Raw genomic sequence first — 17,310 nt, forward strand, 5'->3', positions numbered from 1 at the left:
TCCATTGCAAAAGCACAGGTCTGGCTAACCCAGTTGGAAGGGATAGACCGATCCAATTTGCAGGATGCGGGTCAGCTCGTCCAGTGCAGTGAGGGTCTCGTCGGCCAGCTGCGGGTCGGCCAGGTCGTCCGGGGCCAGGCGGTCGCGGTAGTGACGCCCGACCCAGGCGGTGAGTTCGCCATAGAGATCATCGCTGAGCAGCACGCGGCCGGTCAGCGCGGCGCGCTCCTCGGCGGAGAGCACCACCCGCAAGCGCAGGCAGGCGGGACCGCCGCCGTTGCGCATGCTCTGCTTGACGTCCTTGACGATCACTTCACCGATGGGATTGTGGCCGGCCAGCAGCAGGTCCTGGATGGTGCGCCACACCGCCTCGCGCTCCTGGCACTCGCCGGGCACCACCAGGGTCATGCTGCCGTCGGGGTTGCTCAGCAGCTGCGAATTGAACAGGTAGGAGGCCACGGCGTCCTCCATGCTCACCGCCTCGCTGGGCACGCGCACCGGGATCAGGGGCGTGGTCATCTTGGCGCGTAGCTCATCGAGCGTGGCCTGCTCGTCGAGGAAGGCCATCTCGTGGTAGAGCAGCACCGGCCCGTTGCCCACCGCGATCACGTCGTTGTGGAACACGCCGGCATCGATGGCCTCGGGGTGCTGCTGGGCGAATACCGTCTGCGCCGCGGCCAGACCATGCTGACGCGCCACCGCCTGGCTCGCTTCCAATGTTTGGCGCGCGGGGAAGCGCTTGGGCTCGCGACTTTCACCAGACCCGCCACCGAAGGATTGGCGGCCGTAGACGTAGAGGTGAACGCCGGCCTCGCCGTGTTCGCCGCACAGCCGCGTATGGTTGGCCGCGCCCTCGTCGGAGAAGGCTGGTGTGGCGGGCAGCGCCGGGTGATGGGCGAAGTGCGCCTCGTGGCGGAAGATCGCCGCCAGCACGCGGCCGGTGGTCTCCGGCTCCAGATAGCGATGGAAGCTCGACTGCAGGTTGGCCGGGGTGAAGTGTACGCGGCCGTCCGCGGCATCGCGGCTCGGGGTCACCGTGGCGGCGTTGGCCGTCCACATGCTCGAGGCCGAGCACACCGCGCGCAGCACCTGGGGCGCCTCCTTGGCCGCCCGCGCCAGCACCTCGCGATTGCTGCCGGTGAAGCCGAGCGAGCGCAGCGCGCCGAGGTCGGGGCGCTGCTGGGGCGGCAGCACGCCCTGGGCGTAGCCGGCGTCCATCAGCGCCTTCATCTTGGCCAGGCCCTGCAGCGCCGCCTCGCGTGGGTTGGAGACCAACCCGCCGTGGCGCATCGAGGCCACGTTGCCGTGGGCCAGCCCCGAGTAGTTGTGGGTGGGCCCCACCAGGCCGTCGAAGTTGACTTCCCGGTAGTCGGCGTTCGTCGTTTGGCTCATAACACCACTCCGGGCGGCAGGTTGTCGGGCAGGGTCAGGGTCTCGGCTTCCATGGAAGCCACCGGGTAGGCGCAGTAGTCCGCCGCATAATAGGCACTGGGGCGATGGTTGCCGCTGATGCCCACGCCGCCGAAGGGCGCGTCGCCGGAGGCGCCGGTGGTCTGGCGGTTCCAGTTGACGATGCCGGCGCGAATGCGCAGCAGGAAGTCGTCCCAGTCGGCGCGCTCACCGCCGATCAGACCGGCGGCCAGGCCGTAGCGGGTATCGTTGGCCAGGCGCAGGGCCTCGTCCCAGTCGCGATAGCGGTAGACCTTGAGCAGCGGGCCGAAGTGCTCCTCGTCAGGCACGTCGAGCCCGGTGACGTCGATCAGCGCCGGTGACAGCAAACTGGTGCCCTCCTCCAGGCACTCCATGCGCGCCAGCACCACACCCCCCAGTGTTTCCAACTCGTCCTGGGCCTTGAGCAGCCCCTGGGCCGCCTCCTGGCTGACCAGGCCGCCGTAGAACGGCGCCGGCTCCTCGAACTGCCCCGCCACCCGCAGACGGGCGATGGCGTCGACCAGAGCGTCAAGCAGGTGATCGCCGATCTGCCCCTCGGGCACGATCAGGCGCCGCGCGCAGGTGCAGCGCTGGCCGCCGGAGAGGAACGCCGACTGCAGGATGGTCAACACCGTGGCGTCCTGGTCGTGGACGTCCTTGACCACCAGCGGATTGTTGCCACCGAGCTCCAGCGCCAGGATCTTCTCCATCTGGTCGGCGAACTGGCGGTTGAGCAGGCCGCCCACGCGAGCGCTGCCGGTGAACAGCAGGCCGTCGATGCCCGGGTGCGAGGAGAGCGCCTGCCCCACCGGGGCGGCGCCCTGCACCAGGTTGATTACCCCGGCTGGCAGACCCGCTTCCTGCCAGCACTGCAGGGTCAGATCGGCGGTCAGCGGAGTCTGCTCGCTGGGCTTGAACACCACGGTGTTGCCGGCCAGCAGCGCCGGCACCATGTGGCCGTTGGGCAGGTGGCCGGGGAAGTTGTAGGGGCCGAACACGGCCATCACGCCGTGGGGGCGATGGCGCAGCACGGCGGTGGTGTCGCCGACGTCGCGGCTTCGCTCGCCGGTGCGCTCCTGATAGGCGCGCGCGGAAATCGCCACCTTGCCGATCATGGCGCCCACTTCGGTACGCGCCTCCCACAGCGGCTTGCCGGTCTCGCCGGCGATGGCCCGGGCCAGATCCTCGCGGTGGGTCTCGAGCACCTCACGGAAGCGTTCCACCACACTCAAGCGCTCGGCAAAGCCCAGCCGGGCCCAGCCCGAGAAGGCGCCGCGGGCGGCTTCCACCGCTGCCGCCACCTGGCTATCGCTGGCCGCCGCACCCTGCCACAGGGTCTCGCCGGAGACCGGATCGCGCTTGGTGAAGCCAATGGCATCGCCCGGCTGCCAGCGCCCGCCGATCATCAGCTGTTGCATTGCGTTCATGATGTCTCCTCGGTATCCAGGACGCGCAGGGAGTCGCCGGCCGACACGCCCAGCCGCTGCGCCTCCGCCTCGTTCAGGGTGAGGGTGCCCTCCTCATCGGGAGCACAGGCCACCCAGGCGGCGCGGAAGTCGGCCATGGTCGTGCTGGCTGCCAGCCAGCGTGGCCGGGCGGGGGGCGTGTCGCTGCCGCTGCGGATCTCCACCCGGCAGCAGCGCGACTTGCGCACCGCGCGTACGTCGTCGATATAGGCTTCCACCGTCGGTCCACCGTCGAAGATGTCGATGTAGCCCTCCCAACGCAGGCCTTCCTTCTTGAGCATGGCCAGCGCCGGGCGGGTGTCGTGATGCACCTGGCCGATGCAGGCTCGCGCCTCGTCGGAGAGAAACGGCGTGTAGATCGGGAACTTGGGCATCAGCTCGCCGATGAAGCTCTTCTGCCCCAGCCCGGTGAGGCGGTCGGCCTCGTCGAAGTCTAAGGGGAAGAAGTGGCTGCCCAGGCACTCCCAGAACGGGCTCTTGCCGCGCTCGTCGAACACCCCGCGCATCTCCGCCAGCACCTTGTCGGGGAACTGGTCGCGGAACTCGGCCATGAACAACCAGCGCACCATCGACAGCAGCGCGCCGTTGCGCTGATGCTGACGCTCCTTGCCACGGAAGCCAGGGCGCAGGAACAGCGAGGCCACCTCGGCATCGCCGGTGTGGTCGGAGCTGAGGAACAGGGTGTCGATGGTACGGTGCAGGTCGAGCTGCACCGAGGAGTGGGCCAACGTACCCAGGCGGTAGTGATAGAACGGCACCTCGCGACCCACCTGACCCTCGATGGCGCAGCAGCCCGCCAGCTCGCCGCTCTCCTCGTCTTCCAGCACGAAGAAATAGTTGCGCCGGTCGGCCGGAGTGCGCTGCTCGAAGGCGGCCACTGCGGCGGCGATCTTGGCCGCCAGGAACTCGCGGTTGTCGGGCAGCGAGGTGAAGCCGACCCCGGTCTCGCGGGCGATCTTCTGCAGTTCGTCCAGGTCGCCCTCGGCAATCGGTCGAATACGCATCACAGCTCCCCCTCGTCGAAGCCCGCTTCCTCTTCGCCGTTGGACGGCATCGTCAGCGGCGCGGCCAGCACCGCTCGCCCCTCCTCCACACCGAGCAGCTCGGCATGCTCCGGCGAGAGCATCAGCTGACCGGTGGGCGACAGCGCATAGCGCGCCACCACGCAGCGGAAGTCGGCCAGGCGCTGGTTAGCGACCATCGCCGGCTCGGCGTCCGGCAGGGCGTGGGCCGGGCGTACCCGTACCGGGTGCCAGGCGGCACGGCGGAAGGTGTGCAGGCGATTGCGCTCGCCCTTGATCACCGGGCCGGCGTCGAACAGGTCGACGTGGCGCGAGCGCATGAAACCCTCGGCCAGCATCTCGGCCATGGCCGCCTCATGGGCGGGGTGCTCGCGACCGATGGCGGCCCTCGCCTGGGGCGTGAGCAGTGCCAGATAGAGCGGGAACTGCGGCATCACCTCGGCGATGAAGCTCTTCGAGCGCACCCCGGCGAGGTAGTTGATGTCGTGGTAGTCGCGCACGAAGAAGTGGCGCCCCACGCTGTTCCAGAACGGCGATTCGCCCTGCTCGTCGAGATAGCCCGGAAAGGCCATCGCCAGAACCTCGGCGAAACGCTCCGGGTACTGGGCGATGAACATCAGCCGCGCTCGGCGCAGCAGGCTCTCGGCGCTGGTGCCGCGATAGCGCGGATCCAGCGACAACGCGCACAGCTGAGTGGTCTCGGACACCTCATGAGAGAGCGAGAGGGTCTGCACCTCGCGACGCACGTTGAGCTGCTGCGAGGCGTGGATCAGGGTTTCCTGGCGATAGGTGTAGTAGGCCTCCCGCGCGCCGGCCTCGGCGCGCAGGGTGGCGGTTCCTACGACCTCGTCGCGTTCGAGATCCTCGAGCACGAAGGTGTAATGTTCGTCGCCGGGAAAGTCTACCTCGCGACCGAACGACTGCCGCGAGCGGGCGATGCGCTCCTCGAGGCGGTCGCGATGGGCCGGCAGGTTGGTCAGGCTCGGCGTGGCCAAGCCCGCCAGCCGCTCCAGGGCCGGCAGGTCGGCCGGCCGAACGGGGCGTACGACCATCATGGCGGGATCTCCTGGTCGATTGGCGGTGTCGCGCATGGCTCGGCCAGCCTTCACCCGGCCGCCACCAGCCGCTCGATGGCACGCTCCAGCCGCGCCATGCCCTCGGCGATGTCGGCCTCGGGGATCACCAGCGACGGCGCCATGCGCAGCACGTTGGGGCCGGCGATCAGCGCCATCAGCCCCTCTTCGATGGCCAGCGGCAGGATGTCCTTGGCCCGGTCCTGATACGCCGGCGTCATCTCGGCGCCGATCAACAGCCCCATGCCGCGGATCTCCTTGAACACCCCGTGCTTGCGGTTGATCGCCTCGAGATGCTCGCGAAACAGGTCATGCCGCTGCTTGACGCCGCCGAGCACTTCCGGCGTGTCGATGTGCTCCACCGCGGCCAGAGCCACGGCCGAAGCCAGGGCGTTGCCGCCGTAAGTGGAGCCGTGGGTGCCGATGGCCAGTGCCGGGGCGACCCGGTCGGTGGTGAGCATGGCGCCGATGGGGAAGCCGCCGCCCAGGGCCTTGGCACTGGTGAGGATGTCCGGCTCGATGCCGTACTCCATGTAGGCGTAGAGCGAGCCGGTACGGCCCACGCCGGTCTGCACCTCATCGAAGATCAGCAGCGCATCGTGGGCGTCGCACAGATCGCGCAGGCCCTGCAGGAACTCTTGGGTGGCCGGCGTAATGCCGCCCTCGCCCTGCATCGGCTCGACCATCACCGCACAGGTGTCGTCGTTGATCAGGTCGCGAACGCTGTCGAGATTGTTGAACTCGCCGTGGACGATGCCGCCCGGCACCGGACCGAAGCCCTGGGAGTACTTGGGCTGACCGCCGACGCTGACGGTGAAGAAGGTGCGGCCGTGGAACGACTGGTAGAACGAGACGATGCGGTGCTTGTGCTCGCCGAAGTTGTCATGCGCCCAGCGCCGCGCCAGCTTCAGCGCCGCCTCGTTGGCCTCGCCGCCGGAGGAGCAGAAGTAGGCCTTGTCGGCGAAGGTGCGCTCCACCAGGGTCTTGGCCAACTTGAGCGAGGGCTCGTTGGTATAGACGTTGGAGAGATGCCACAGCTTGTTGCCCTGCTCGGTGAGGGCCTTGACCAACACCGGATGGCAGTGGCCCAGGGAGTTCACGGCGATGCCGCCGGCGAAATCGATGTATTCGCGCCCCTCCTGATCCCACAGTCGGCTACCCTCGCCGCGCACCGGAATGACCTTCTGAGGGGAGTAGTTGGGCACCATGTACTGGTCGAAGTCGGCGCGGGTCGGGGTATGGCTCATCTCGGTCTCCATTCCTGCAAAAAGAGTGATAGCAACGCAGCGATGTCATCCGAGTATAAGGAGCGACGCGCCGGCCGGCTTTCAGCAATGGGACCGCGACTTGTAGATAAAGACTTAAAGACGCTCCTCGCGGGGCGTCACACCGAAATGGTTGCGATAGGCGGTGGAGAAGTGGGCGGGCGAGGAGAAGCCCGTCTTCATGGCGATCTCGCCGGCAGGCAGGTCGCTTTCGCGCAACAGACGCCGCGCCTCCTTCAGGCGTAGATCGAGGTAGTAGCGGCCGGGCACCGCTTGCAGGTACTTCTTGAACAGCCGCTCGAGCTGACGCCGCGAAATGCCCAGATGCTCGGCCAGCTCGTGGGTGGTGAGCGGTTCTTCGATGTTGGCCTCCATCAGCATCACGGCGTCCACCAGCGGCGCCGGCGCATGCCCCAGCCGGGCGCGCAGCGGTACCTGCTGTGGCTCATCGGCCATGCGCACCCGCTCGAGCACGAAGTGCTCCGAGACCCGCTCGGCCAGCTCGCTGCCGTGATGGGAGGCGATCAGGGTCATCATCATGTCCATCGCCGCCGTACCGCCGCCGCAGGTGAGGCGGTCGCGGTCGATCTCGAACAGCTGCTGGGTCAGTCGCACGCGAGGATAGTCGCGGGTGAAGGCGGCGAAGCGCTGCCAGGGCAGCGTGGCGCGGTAGCCATCCAGCACGCCGGCGCGCGCCAGCAGCTCGGTGCCGCCGCCCACCCCCACCAGCACCACACCGCTGCGCCCCAACAGGCGCAGCTGACCCGGCAACGCACTGTCATGCATGACCGGCAATGGGCTCGGCGCGCAGACGATCAGCATGTCCAGTTCGGTCGAAGCGTGTTCGAAGGGGGTACAGGCCGCCTGACTGAGGTCGGCCATGCTGGCGACCTCCCCACCGCCCGGGGAGAACGCCTGAAGGCGATAGAGACGCTGACCGGCCAGTTGATTGACCACCACCAGCGGCTCCAGGGCGCAGGCTTGGGCGAGCAGCGAGAACCCCGGCAGCGTCAGCACGCCGACCCAGCGGGCGGCGTTCATGGCGAAGGTAGAGGTGGGGGTGTCGGGCATTGCGCAGCGCCGTGTGCCGAAACGAAGGAGAAATGGTACTCCATCGGCGGCGTTGGCAATACCGCACGGTTTACCGCATTGGCGAAGGCCACCGCGGCAGCGCCACGGTGGCCTTCGGTTCACATCGGCAACCGCCAGATCAGATCCAGAACGCCGACACCAGCCGATAAATCAGGAAAAGCCCCGTGGCCACGGCCACGCCCAACACCAGCCAGTGCCAGCCCTTGGCCGGCCGCTTGGCTTCGGGCTGCTCCTCATCGGGCTCGAGATGCTCGAAGTCCTCGGGCATCCTCACTTCCTTGAGATGCTCGTACTCTTCTTGCGGCGTCTTGCTCTCCCGGGTGTCCATGAGGCACCTCCTTCGATACTGGATTTGCCCGCCGAATCGCGTTCCGTCGCAGCGGGCCTACAAAGTGACGACATCGAACTGAACGTCCGGGTTCACGTCGGCGTCGTAATCGACGTCGTCACGCTCGAACCCGAACAGCTTCAGGAAGTCGTGCTTGTAACCAGCATAGTCGGTGATTTGGAACAGGTTCTCGGTGGTCACCTGAGGCCACAGGTCCTTGCACGCCTGCTGCACGTCGTCGCGCAGCTCCCAGTCGTCCAGTCGCAGGCGGCCGGCCTCGTCGGTGATGAACTCACCCTCCTGCCCTTGAGATGTGTAGAGTCGCTCGCCGAACAAGCGATTGAGCTGCTCGATGGTGCCCTCGTGCAGGCCCTTCTCCTTCATCACCTTGTAGACCATGGCAATGTAGAGCGGCATGACCGGAATCGCCGCGCTGGCCTGGGTCACCACCGACTTGAGCACCGCCACGTTGGCACCGCCGCCCGTCGCCTTGAGCCTGGCATCGATCTCGCCGGCGGCGCGATCGAGATCCTCCTTGGCCTTGCCCAGCGCACCGTGCCAGTAGATCGGCCAGGTGATCTCGGTGCCAATATAGCTGAACGCCACGCTGCGGGCGCCTGGAGCGAGGACGCCGGCCTTATCCAGCGCATCGATCCACAGCTCCCAATCTTCGCCACCCATCACCGCCTTGGTATCCTCGATCTCCTGCTCGGTGGCGGGCTCGACCTCGGCCTCGATGATGGTGTCCTTGTTGGTATCGATGGCGGTGGCGCGGTAGGTCTCGCCGATCGGCTTGAGCGCGGATCGCTTCAGCTCACCACTGTCGGGCAGGCGACGCACCGGCGAGGCCAGCGAGTAGACCACCAGGTCGATCTGGCCCAGGTCCCGCTTGATCAGCTCGATGGCCTTCTCGCGCGCCTCATGGGAGAAGGCATCGCCATTGATCGACTTGCTGTAGAGCCCTTCGGCCTTGGCGAACTTGTCGAAGGCGGCGGCGTTGTACCAGCCGGCGGTGCCGGGCTTCTTCTCGCTGCCGGGCTTCTCGAAGAACACACCCAGGGTGTCGGCGCCATAGCCGAATGCCGCGGTGATGCGCGCCGCCAGGCCATAGCCACTGGAGGCCCCCACCACCAGCACCTTCTTCGGCCCGTTGGCCTTGTCGAATTGACGCGCACGGGTTGTCTCGATCTGCTCGAGCACGTTCTTCTCGCAGCCGAGCGGATGGGTGGTGGTACAGATGAAACCGCGAACCTTGGGTTTGATGATCACGACAGACCTCGTTATTGGTGTTACGACGCCGCTCGGGACGCCGATTCGATACGAATGGACAGTGGCGACATTCTAGCGGCCACGCATGCGTCTGTCCGCACTTGAGCGCCGCGGAGTCCTGGGGCACGATGCAACCCGGTGCCATGACATGGCAGGAGGTAAACATGAACGCACAAGCACTGGTGGATGAGCGCGGGGAGCTGTGGCTGGCGCTGGCTCCGCTGTGGCTGGACCGCGAGCCCAGCGAACGCGAGTTCGCCCGTATGGTGGCAGTGATAGAGCGCCACGAGCTGACGCTGCACGAGCTGGAGTGGATCTTTCGCCTGGAGCTGGCACCGGTGATGTCGCGCAACCAGATGTCGATCGCCGGGCGCTGGCGCGATTTCGACGACTATCAGCTGATGCAGCAGCTGGTCGCCCACAACCTCAAGCTCAAGGGCTGGCGACGCAAGAGCTGGGCGCTGTTCTCGGGGCTGACCACCATGATGACCCGCCATCGCTGGAACGAGCTGATCGCCCGGGTGATGATGGAGCGAGGCGAGTCACCGCACCCGTGAATTGGAACGGAAGTCCTCATCCAGTGCCTGCTCAAGCGCACGTTCGAGCTCCGACCCGCTGTCGCGGGGCGAGAAGCGCCGCAACACCCGGCCGTCCCGCGCCACCAGAAACTTGGTGAAGTTCCACTTGACCATGCCGGTGCCCATCACTCCCGGTGCCTGTCGCTTGAGCTCGACGAACAGCGGATGAGCGCCGCGACCGTTGACCTTGACCTTCTCCATCACCGGAAAGGTCACCCCATACTGACTGGAACTGAAGGCGCAGAAGTCCAGCGCCGTTTCCGGCGACTGACGCGCGAACTGATTGCAGGGAAAGGCCAATACGGTAAAGCCACGGTCGCGATGGCTGCGATAGAGGTGCTCCAGCTCGCCGAGCTGGGGCGTGTAACCGCAACGGCTGGCCACGTTCACAATCAGCAGCACCTGCCCTTGCAGGGCACGCAGGTTGAAGGGCTCGCCGCGGAAGGTACGGCACTCGTGTTCGTGGATGGCCATGTCTGCCTGCCTCGCTGTCACCTTTCCCACGCCACGTTTTACACGTAGCACCTCTCAGCGTATCGCGGCAACCTTTCGATGGGGTTTGCCCAGCGAGGCTTCGTTCGCGCGCCGGCTCCAAGCCTACCGGGAAGCGGCAAGCAGGTCACGCCCAGTGCGCGTTGACCGACCCGGAGCGACTGACCATGCTGCAAGAACGAGGAACGACGGCGCCCAAGGAGAGCCTGCATGCGCGATAACGCCCCTCGCAGCCGACTGGCCACTCATGAGGTGGTCAACCAACCCGACACGCCCGGAGACAGCGACCTGATGGCCAGCGATCTGCCACTGCGTGAGGCGCTGGAGCGCGAAGCCCCCGTCTGGGTCAGCGAACGTTTGGCAGCGCTGGGACGCGAAGCGGGCAGCCGGCGCGTACAGGCGCTGGGTGAACAGGCCAACCGCCACCCACCGGAGCTGGTTCTGTTCGACCGCCATGGCAGGCGGCTGGACGAGGTGCGCTATCACCCCGCCTACCACGAGCTGATGCACCTGGCCATCGACAACGGCTGGCATGCCGTGGCCTGGCAGGAGGAGGGCCGCGGCGGGCATCAGGCCCATATCGCCGCGCTCTACCTGCTGACCCAGGCCGAGCCCGGCTTCTGCTGCCCGGTAACCATGACCCACGCCGCCATGCCGGTGCTGCGCCGCAGCCCCGACATCGAAGCGGCATGGGCGCCGGGGCTGCTAGCCAACGCCTACGACCCACGTCCGCTTCCCGCCGGTCAAAAGCACGGACTCACCTTCGGCATGGCCATGACCGAGAAACAGGGCGGCAGCGACGTGCGCCGCAACACCACCCGCGCCGAACGCGACGGCGAGGGCTGGCGGCTCACCGGCCACAAGTGGTTCTGCAGCGCGCCGATGTCCGACGCCTTCCTCACCCTGGCCCAGACCGATGCAGGACTGACCTGCTTTCTGGCACCGCGCTTCACGCCGGACGGCGAGCGCAACGCCATCGAGATCCAGCGTCTCAAGGAGAAGTGCGGCAACCGCGCCAACGCCTCCGCCGAGATCGAGTATCGCAGCGCCTGGGCAACGCTCGTTGGCGAACCGGGCCGTGGAGTGGCCACCATCATCGACATGGTGCAGCAGACCCGGCTCGATGCCGCCACCGCCCCGGTAGGCATGATGCGCCAGGCCTTGGCCGAGGCCTGGCGCCACGTGCGTGATCGCCACGCCTTCGGCCGCCTGCTGGCCGAACAGCCGCTGATGCAGGCGGTGATTGCCGATCTGGCACTGGAAGTGGAAGCCGGCGTGGCGCTGGTCATGCGCGCCGCGCGCGCCTTCGACGGTGACGCTCGCAGCGAAGCGCACGAGACGGCCCTGGCCCGGGTGCTGCCCACCCTGGCCAAGTACTGGCACAACAAACGCGGGCCCGGCTTCATGGCCGAGGCCATGGAGTGCCTGGGCGGCATCGGCTATGTCGAGGAGGCGCCGCTGGCCAGGCTCTATCGCGAGGCGCCGGTGAATTCGATCTGGGAAGGCTCGGGCAACGTGATCTGCCTGGATCTGCTGCGGGTGCTGGCACGACACCCCGAATCGGTCGCCGCCCTGCGGGTCGAACTGCGCGCCGCCCAGGGCCTGCAACAGGACCTCGACCTGGCTCTGGCCGGCCTGGAACACGACCTGACGCTACCCATCGAGACACTAGAGCCCCGCGCCCGCTGGCTGACCCAGCGTCTGGCGCAGAGCCTGCAAGCCGCACTGCTGCTGCGTCATGCGCCGGCCGAGGTGGCCGAGACCTTCTGTCGCTCGCGCCTCGGCGTGGAAGCCAGCCCCGCCTATGGGGTGCTGCCGACCGGTTCGCCGCTGGCGGCGATTCTGGCGCGAATCGGCGACTGATCGGACGCCAGCAGCGGAATCTCCTCAGCCGGTACCGGCCGAGACAGGCCGAAGCCCTGGACATGGGTGCAGCCGAAGCGGGCCAGAGTCGGCAGGCAGTCGAGCTCCTCCACCCCTTCCGCTACCACACGAATGCCAAGGCGTCGACCAAGCAGGGCGATGGCCTCGACGATGGCGGCATCTTGAACGTCCTGCTGCACGTGCCGGACGAAACTGCGGTCGATCTTCAGCTCGCTGATGGGCAGCATCTGTAAGCGAGAGAGTGAAGAGAAACCAACGCCGAAGTCGTCCACCGCCACCTCCATGCCGCTGAGGTGCAGCCGCGCGGCGACCTCCGAGCCCAGTAGCTCGTCATCCATAGCGGCCGTCTCGGTGATCTCGAGCACCACCAGCGGCGAGTCTTCTGGGGTCAGCTGACGCGTCAACGCCGGCAGCTGGGCCTCCATCAGGTCGTCGGCGGTGACGTTGACCGAGATCGACAGCAGCACGCCCTGCTCACGCCAGCGCCGAGCGTCGAGCAACGCCCGCTCGAGCACATGACAGGTGAGCCGGCGACTCTGGCCGGCCGTGAGCATGGGCAGGAAGCTGGCCGGGCCGATCAGCCCAATGTCGGGATGCGCCCAGCGCACCAGCGCCTCGACTCCGCTGAGGCGGCCGGTCGCCAGCTCGAACTGCGGCTGATAGTGCACGGTAAGCTCATGGTGCTGCAGTGCCGACTCCAGTTCATCGGCGGAGAAGAAGGGGCTGTCCTCAGGCACGATGGCCGGCTTGCAGCCGGGGCGCAGCCGATCCAGGCGCTGCCTGAGTTCGGCCAGGCGCATCGGCTTGTCCAGCGAGCCGAGCATCTGCAGCCCCAGGGTCTGACCGACCCGCTCGGCAATGCGTGAAATCTTGCGCTCGACGCCACCCAACAGCAGCACCCAGCCGGCGAAGTGCTGCTGCGCCAGCAGGCGCAGCAGCTCTATGCCGTCCGGGTCGCCGAATTCGAGCCCCATGATTACCAGCTGTGGGGCACACTCATCGAGCTCCGCCAGCAGCGCATCGGCGCGCCGATAACAACGACTCTCGAGGCCCAGGACATGTAATTGGAGGGAGAGGACCGCGACCACATCCGGGTCCTCGTCGAGCACCATGGCCAGCGCCCGCTCTTCTTCCACCTCGGAGAAAACGTTCATCAGGGAGACTCGTTCTCGAATTATTCTGAGACTACCATCATCCCTGATGAACAGCCGGTTCACTTCTCAACGCAATCCACCCAACACACCCCACTCAGCACGCAATCCACCCAACCGAGCGCACCCGCTCAGCCGAGAGGACCCGCCACCACTCGCAGTGCGAGCGCCAGCAGCATGACGCCGGTGATGCGATGGATCCAGTGTGCCCGTGCCTGCAGCCAGGGCAGCACGCGTGAATGCGTCAACGACACCGCCACCAGTACGTACCAGCCGCCATCGATGATCATCGCCGTGAGCACGATGACCGCCTTGGCGGTCACGGACATGTCCGGCGTGACGAACTGGCTGAGCAAGGCAACGAAGAACAGGATCAACTTGGGATTGCCCAGTGCGACCAGCATGCCTTCGCGCGCCGCCTGACGGCGGGTGGTCACCACCCCGGCGGCTTCGAGCGCCGCCGCCCTGCCGGCGCGCAGTGCCTTGATGCCGAGCCAGGCCAGATAGGCCGCTCCGGCCCAGGTGATGGCCTGGAACAGGGTGGGGAAGCGCACGATCAGCGCGCCCAGCCCCAGCACCGTGAGCAGGGCATAGAACCCCACCCCCATGGCATGAGACAGCGCCGCCACGATACCGGGTGCGCGCCCGCCACCGAGGGTGTGGCGCAGCACCAGCGCCAGGCTCGGGCCCGGCGACATCGCCCCCATGGCGCACACGGCCACCAGCGACATCCATAAGGAAAGCGGCACTCCCCAGCTCCTCTTCGACGTTACGGTATCAATGGCGGCACCACCTCAACGGTGGAACTGCCCCTCGCGCTCGGGTTGCCATAGGATCGCGTCGATGCGCAGCTGCGCCTTGCCGCCGCCAGGCAAAGGCCACTCGATCTCGTCGCCGATGCGCAGGCCGATGAGTCCGGCGCCAATGGGCGCCATCACCGAGATGCCGTCTTCGGTCGTGGCAAGCGCATGGGGATAGACCAGCGTGCGTATCATCTGACGGTTACGTGTCAGATCGGTGAACTGCACCTGGCTGTTCATGCTGACCACATCTTCCGGAATGTCTTCCGGGTCGATCACCTCGCCGCGCTCGAGCTCCTCTTCGAGGCAATCGGCCACGAAGCGGTCCTTGTCGTCGGCCTGATCGATCAGGCGCTGCAGCCGCTCTGCGTCCAGGCGGTTGATGATGATGGGGGGACGAGATGACATACAACCTCCTTGGCACCGGCAGCGACCCTTTTGGGATTGATGGCTGCCGGCCATGCAACGAAAACAGCCCTTCGCCCGATGGGAGAAGGACTGTGACTCTAACTATGGTAAGCCTAAGCCCGATGAAAGTCAGGTCCGGCCAAGACCTTCGCGAGGGATCAACCGCCCGGTCGGCGCCCCGACGTGGCCAGCACCACGACACCCACCGCGGCCAACGCCATGCCCACGAACGCCGCCGGGTTCCACGCCTGCCAGCCATACAGCGCCGTTGCCAGCCCGAGCGCCACCAGCACCCAGGCAAATGTCTTCACACCCATTCCGCAGTCCTCAGCTCCGAGTATAGGCCTCAGCATGCAGCGGATAGGGAGGTACATCAAGGAAAGTGCAAATATCGGGATTAAGCTGCTGGCATGCTGCTCGCTGGCTCGGATGAATCTTCTTCAAGCGCAAGTCGAAAGGCTCAAAACGCAAAAACAGCCGCCCATAAGCGACTGTTTCAATGACTACTCTTTCGATGGTACCGGCGGTCGGACTCGAACCGACAAGGGCTTGCACCCGGCGGATTTTGAATCCGCTGCGTCTACCAATTCCGCCACGCCGGCAGCGCCGAGCATTATACGTGGCCGGTGCGGCAGGTCAATCGGCGGGCCTGACGTGAGAGTCGATTTTCGGTATCCTTGCCGGCTGTTTGCGGCTGCCCGGCAGCCGCTCGTTTCGACCTTATTGCGGACCCCTGCATGCAGCGCGCCGACTTCCATTACGAACTCCCCGAGGAGCTGATCGCCCGCTACCCCTCCGAGCGGCGCAGCGACTGTCGCCTGCTGTGCGTGGACGGCGAGAGCGGCGGGCTGGCCCACCGCCGCTTCACCGACCTGCTGGAGCTGCTCGAGCCCGGCGATCTGCTGGTGTTCAACGACACCCGCGTGATCCCGGCGCGGCTGCACGGCCACAAGGCCAGCGGCGGCAAGGTGGAGATGCTGCTCGAGCGACCGCTCGACGCCCACCGCGGGCTGGCCCACATCCGTTCCAGCAAGTCGCCCAAGCCCGGCACCGAGCTGATCTTCGAGGGCGACGTGCGCGCCGTGGTCGAGGGCCGCCGCGAGGCGCTGTTCGAACTGCGCTTTCTCGGTGAGACGCCGCTGATCGAACTGCTGGAGCGCCACGGCCACATGCCGCTGCCGCCCTACATCGACCGTGCCGACGAGCTCGCCGACCGCGACCGCTACCAGACCGTCTACGCCCGTCGCGACGGCGCCGTGGCCGCCCCCACCGCCGGGCTGCACTTCGACGAACCGCTGCTGGAACGCCTGGCGGCGAAGGGAGTCGAAAGTGCCTTCGTCACCCTGCACGTAGGCGCCGGCACCTTTCAGCCGGTGCGCGCCGACGATATCCGCGAGCACAAGATGCACAGCGAGTGGATCGAGGTGAACGAAGCGGCCTGCGCCAAGGTGCGCACCGCCCAGGCCGCCGGACGCCGGGTGATCGCGGTGGGCACCACCAGCGTGCGCTGCCTGGAGAGCGCATGCCGGCAGAGTGCCGATGGCGCCATCGCACCCTACAGCGGCGAGACCGACATCTATATCTATCCCGGCTACGAGTGGCGCTGCGTGGACAACCTGATCACCAACTTCCACCTGCCCGAGTCGACCCTGCTGATGCTGGTCTCCTCGTTCGCCGGCTACGAGACGATCATGGCGGCCTATCGCGAAGCCGTGGCCGAGCGCTATGCCTTCTTCAGCTATGGCGACGCCATGCTGTTGAGCCGCAAGCACTCCTGAGCCGAAACGTTTCTGAACCCAAAGAATGGCTGATCCGCAAGACGACCACCGAACCGACGTCTTGCAGTAGAGAAGAGAACTCCATGCGCAACGAATGCTTCATGTCCTTCGAGCGGCTGGCCAGCGACGGCCGGGCGCGTCGCGGGCGCCTCACCTTCCCCCGTGGCACGGTGGAAACGCCGGCCTTCATGCCGGTGGGCACCTACGGCACGGTCAAGGGCATGACGCCCAAATCGGTGGAAGAGATCGGCGCCGAGATCATCCTCGGCAATACCTTCCACCTGTGGCTGCGCCCGGGCACCGAGGTGATCGAGGCCCACGGCGACCTGCACGACTTCGCCCAGTGGCACAAGCCGATCCTCACCGATTCCGGCGGCTTCCAGGTCTTCTCGCTGGGCGAGATGCGCAAGATCACCGAAGAGGGCGTGCACTTCCGCTCGCCGGTGGATGGCGCCAAGGTGTTCATGGGCCCCGAGGAGTCGATGGCGGTGCAGCGTTCGCTGGGCTCCGACGTGGTGATGATCTTCGACGAGTGCACCCCCTACCCGGCCACCGAGAAGGAAGCCGAGGTTTCCATGGAGCGCTCGCTGCGCTGGGCCAAGCGCTCCCGCGATGCCCATGGCGACTCGCCCTCGGCGCTGTTCGGCATCATCCAGGGCGGCATGTACCCGGAGCTGCGCCGTCGCTCGCTGGAAGGGCTGATGGAGATCGGCTTCGACGGCCTGGCCATCGGCGGGCTCTCCGTGGGCGAGCCCAAGGAAGAGATGATCAAGGTGCTGAACTATTTGCCCGACTGGATGCCCGAAGAGTATCCCCGCTACCTGATGGGCGTGGGCAAGCCCGAGGACCTGGTAGAGGGCGTTCGCCGTGGCGTCGACATGTTCGACTGCGTGATGCCTACCCGCAACGCGCGCAACGGCCACCTGTTCACCGCAGAGGGCACGATCAAGATCCGCAACGCCAAGCACCGCCATGACACTCGCCCGCTGGAAGACGACTGCGACTGCTATACCTGCCAGAACTTCTCCCGCAGCTACCTGCACCACCTGGACCGCTGCGGCGAAATGCTCGGCTCGATGCTCAATACCATCCACAACTTGCGCTATTATCAGCGCCTGATGGCTGGTTTGCGCGGTGCCATCGAAGCGGGTACATTGGCTGACTTCGTGGCAGGCTACTATGCGCAGCGGGGGCTGCCGGTACCTGACGCACCGGATTGAACGACCGACCGCTGGCACCAGCTCGAAGGCGCCAGCGGCCGGCGGCAACACGC

Annotated in this window: 17 protein-coding genes and 1 tRNA gene; 4 read left to right on the top strand and 14 right to left on the bottom strand. The window is 66.7% G+C overall.

What is annotated here, in order from left to right:
* Positions 1–24: 24 nt before the first annotated feature.
* The 8 genes from astB to fabV all read right to left on the bottom strand — a co-directional run bounded on the left by astB (position 25) and on the right by fabV (position 8,946).
* Complete coding sequence (gene astB / locus HOP59_RS19790; protein ID WP_234255273.1) at positions 25–1,392, bottom strand: N-succinylarginine dihydrolase; 1,368 nt, start codon at positions 1,390–1,392, stop codon at positions 25–27.
* The gene (gene astD / locus HOP59_RS19795) at positions 1,389–2,858 is read right to left on the bottom strand and encodes a succinylglutamate-semialdehyde dehydrogenase (protein ID WP_234255274.1); all 1,470 of its coding nucleotides are present in this window, start codon (positions 2,856–2,858) and stop codon (positions 1,389–1,391) included. The genes astB and astD overlap by 4 nt, the downstream gene beginning before the upstream one ends.
* On the bottom strand, positions 2,855–3,901 hold the full coding sequence (gene astA / locus HOP59_RS19800) for an arginine N-succinyltransferase (protein WP_010626668.1): 1,047 nt from the start codon (positions 3,899–3,901) through the stop codon (positions 2,855–2,857). Before astA ends, astD begins: the two co-directional genes overlap by 4 nt.
* Complete coding sequence (locus HOP59_RS19805) at positions 3,901–4,974, bottom strand: arginine N-succinyltransferase (RefSeq protein ID WP_234255276.1); 1,074 nt, start codon at positions 4,972–4,974, stop codon at positions 3,901–3,903. Before HOP59_RS19805 ends, astA begins: the two co-directional genes overlap by 1 nt.
* A 50-nt stretch (positions 4,975–5,024) precedes the next feature.
* Entirely contained in the window at positions 5,025–6,239 is a 1,215-nt protein-coding gene (locus HOP59_RS19810) for an aspartate aminotransferase family protein (protein WP_234255278.1), read from the bottom strand.
* A gap of 114 nt (positions 6,240–6,353) precedes the next feature.
* Positions 6,354–7,328, bottom strand: coding sequence for a GlxA family transcriptional regulator (locus tag HOP59_RS19815; RefSeq protein WP_010626665.1), 975 nt, complete (start codon positions 7,326–7,328; stop codon positions 6,354–6,356).
* A gap of 139 nt (positions 7,329–7,467) precedes the next feature.
* Positions 7,468–7,677 (bottom strand): hypothetical protein, encoded by a 210-nt coding sequence (locus HOP59_RS19820; protein ID WP_234255279.1) that lies wholly within the window; start codon positions 7,675–7,677, stop codon positions 7,468–7,470.
* A gap of 57 nt (positions 7,678–7,734) precedes the next feature.
* The gene (gene fabV / locus HOP59_RS19825; protein WP_234255281.1) at positions 7,735–8,946 is read right to left on the bottom strand and encodes an enoyl-ACP reductase FabV; all 1,212 of its coding nucleotides are present in this window, start codon (positions 8,944–8,946) and stop codon (positions 7,735–7,737) included.
* 164 nt (positions 8,947–9,110) lie between these two features.
* On the opposite strand from fabV, the gene HOP59_RS19830 reads away from it, so the two are divergent.
* Entirely contained in the window at positions 9,111–9,503 is a 393-nt protein-coding gene (locus HOP59_RS19830) for a DUF7079 family protein (RefSeq protein ID WP_010626662.1), read from the top strand.
* On the opposite strand, the gene HOP59_RS19835 is transcribed toward HOP59_RS19830, so the two are convergent.
* Positions 9,489–9,998 (bottom strand): glutathione peroxidase, encoded by a 510-nt coding sequence (locus HOP59_RS19835; RefSeq protein WP_010626661.1) that lies wholly within the window; start codon positions 9,996–9,998, stop codon positions 9,489–9,491. The two genes, HOP59_RS19830 and HOP59_RS19835, sit on opposite strands and share 15 nt — an antisense overlap.
* A gap of 228 nt (positions 9,999–10,226) precedes the next feature.
* Here HOP59_RS19835 and HOP59_RS19840 point away from each other — a divergent pair, with 228 nt between their 5' ends.
* Complete coding sequence (locus HOP59_RS19840; RefSeq protein ID WP_234255283.1) at positions 10,227–11,879, top strand: acyl-CoA dehydrogenase family protein; 1,653 nt, start codon at positions 10,227–10,229, stop codon at positions 11,877–11,879.
* On the opposite strand, the gene HOP59_RS19845 is transcribed toward HOP59_RS19840, so the two are convergent.
* From HOP59_RS19845 to HOP59_RS19865, 5 genes are all read right to left on the bottom strand, one after another.
* Complete coding sequence (locus HOP59_RS19845) at positions 11,819–13,054, bottom strand: EAL domain-containing response regulator (protein ID WP_234255285.1); 1,236 nt, start codon at positions 13,052–13,054, stop codon at positions 11,819–11,821. The genes HOP59_RS19840 and HOP59_RS19845 overlap by 61 nt on opposite strands.
* Before the next feature lie 128 nt (positions 13,055–13,182).
* Entirely contained in the window at positions 13,183–13,800 is a 618-nt protein-coding gene (locus HOP59_RS19850) for a LysE family translocator (protein WP_234255287.1), read from the bottom strand.
* Between the two features lie 45 nt (positions 13,801–13,845).
* Positions 13,846–14,259 (bottom strand): nucleoside diphosphate kinase regulator, encoded by a 414-nt coding sequence (gene rnk, locus HOP59_RS19855; RefSeq protein WP_010626657.1) that lies wholly within the window; start codon positions 14,257–14,259, stop codon positions 13,846–13,848.
* Positions 14,260–14,417: 158 nt separating this feature from the next.
* Positions 14,418–14,576 (bottom strand): hypothetical protein, encoded by a 159-nt coding sequence (locus HOP59_RS19860; RefSeq protein ID WP_158409637.1) that lies wholly within the window; start codon positions 14,574–14,576, stop codon positions 14,418–14,420.
* A gap of 198 nt (positions 14,577–14,774) precedes the next feature.
* Positions 14,775–14,861, bottom strand: a tRNA-Leu gene (locus HOP59_RS19865).
* A gap of 135 nt (positions 14,862–14,996) precedes the next feature.
* Between HOP59_RS19865 and queA the strand changes: the two genes are divergently transcribed.
* Positions 14,997–16,037, top strand: a complete 1,041-nt coding sequence (queA, locus tag HOP59_RS19870; RefSeq protein ID WP_234255289.1) for a tRNA preQ1(34) S-adenosylmethionine ribosyltransferase-isomerase QueA — start codon at positions 14,997–14,999, stop codon at positions 16,035–16,037.
* Between the two features lie 101 nt (positions 16,038–16,138).
* Positions 16,139–17,257: a tRNA guanosine(34) transglycosylase Tgt gene (gene tgt / locus HOP59_RS19875; RefSeq protein WP_234255417.1), complete on the top strand. Its 1,119-nt coding sequence runs from the start codon at positions 16,139–16,141 to the stop codon at positions 17,255–17,257.
* The last annotated feature ends 53 nt before the right edge of the window (positions 17,258–17,310 follow it).

Origin of the sequence: Billgrantia aerodenitrificans (assembly GCF_021404405.1) — a bacterium.
GTDB classification, from domain to species: Bacteria; Pseudomonadota; Gammaproteobacteria; order Pseudomonadales; family Halomonadaceae; genus Halomonas; species Halomonas aerodenitrificans.

Coding starts and splice junctions, on each gene's coding strand:
- HOP59_RS19830 (WP_010626662.1), top strand. CDS start 9,111: ATGAACGCACAAGCACTGGTGGATGAGCGCGGGGAGCTGTGGCTGGCG.
- rnk (WP_010626657.1), bottom strand. CDS start 14,259: ATGTCATCTCGTCCCCCCATCATCATCAACCGCCTGGACGCAGAGCGG.
- HOP59_RS19820 (WP_234255279.1), bottom strand. CDS start 7,677: ATGGACACCCGGGAGAGCAAGACGCCGCAAGAAGAGTACGAGCATCTC.
- HOP59_RS19845 (WP_234255285.1), bottom strand. CDS start 13,054: ATGAACGTTTTCTCCGAGGTGGAAGAAGAGCGGGCGCTGGCCATGGTG.
- astB (WP_234255273.1), bottom strand. CDS start 1,392: ATGAGCCAAACGACGAACGCCGACTACCGGGAAGTCAACTTCGACGGC.
- HOP59_RS19835 (WP_010626661.1), bottom strand. CDS start 9,998: ATGGCCATCCACGAACACGAGTGCCGTACCTTCCGCGGCGAGCCCTTC.
- HOP59_RS19815 (WP_010626665.1), bottom strand. CDS start 7,328: ATGCCCGACACCCCCACCTCTACCTTCGCCATGAACGCCGCCCGCTGG.
- HOP59_RS19805 (WP_234255276.1), bottom strand. CDS start 4,974: ATGATGGTCGTACGCCCCGTTCGGCCGGCCGACCTGCCGGCCCTGGAG.
- queA (WP_234255289.1), top strand. CDS start 14,997: ATGCAGCGCGCCGACTTCCATTACGAACTCCCCGAGGAGCTGATCGCC.
- HOP59_RS19860 (WP_158409637.1), bottom strand. CDS start 14,576: ATGGGTGTGAAGACATTTGCCTGGGTGCTGGTGGCGCTCGGGCTGGCA.
- HOP59_RS19840 (WP_234255283.1), top strand. CDS start 10,227: ATGCGCGATAACGCCCCTCGCAGCCGACTGGCCACTCATGAGGTGGTC.
- HOP59_RS19810 (WP_234255278.1), bottom strand. CDS start 6,239: ATGAGCCATACCCCGACCCGCGCCGACTTCGACCAGTACATGGTGCCC.
- astA (WP_010626668.1), bottom strand. CDS start 3,901: ATGCGTATTCGACCGATTGCCGAGGGCGACCTGGACGAACTGCAGAAG.
- tgt (WP_234255417.1), top strand. CDS start 16,139: ATGTCCTTCGAGCGGCTGGCCAGCGACGGCCGGGCGCGTCGCGGGCGC.
- astD (WP_234255274.1), bottom strand. CDS start 2,858: ATGAACGCAATGCAACAGCTGATGATCGGCGGGCGCTGGCAGCCGGGC.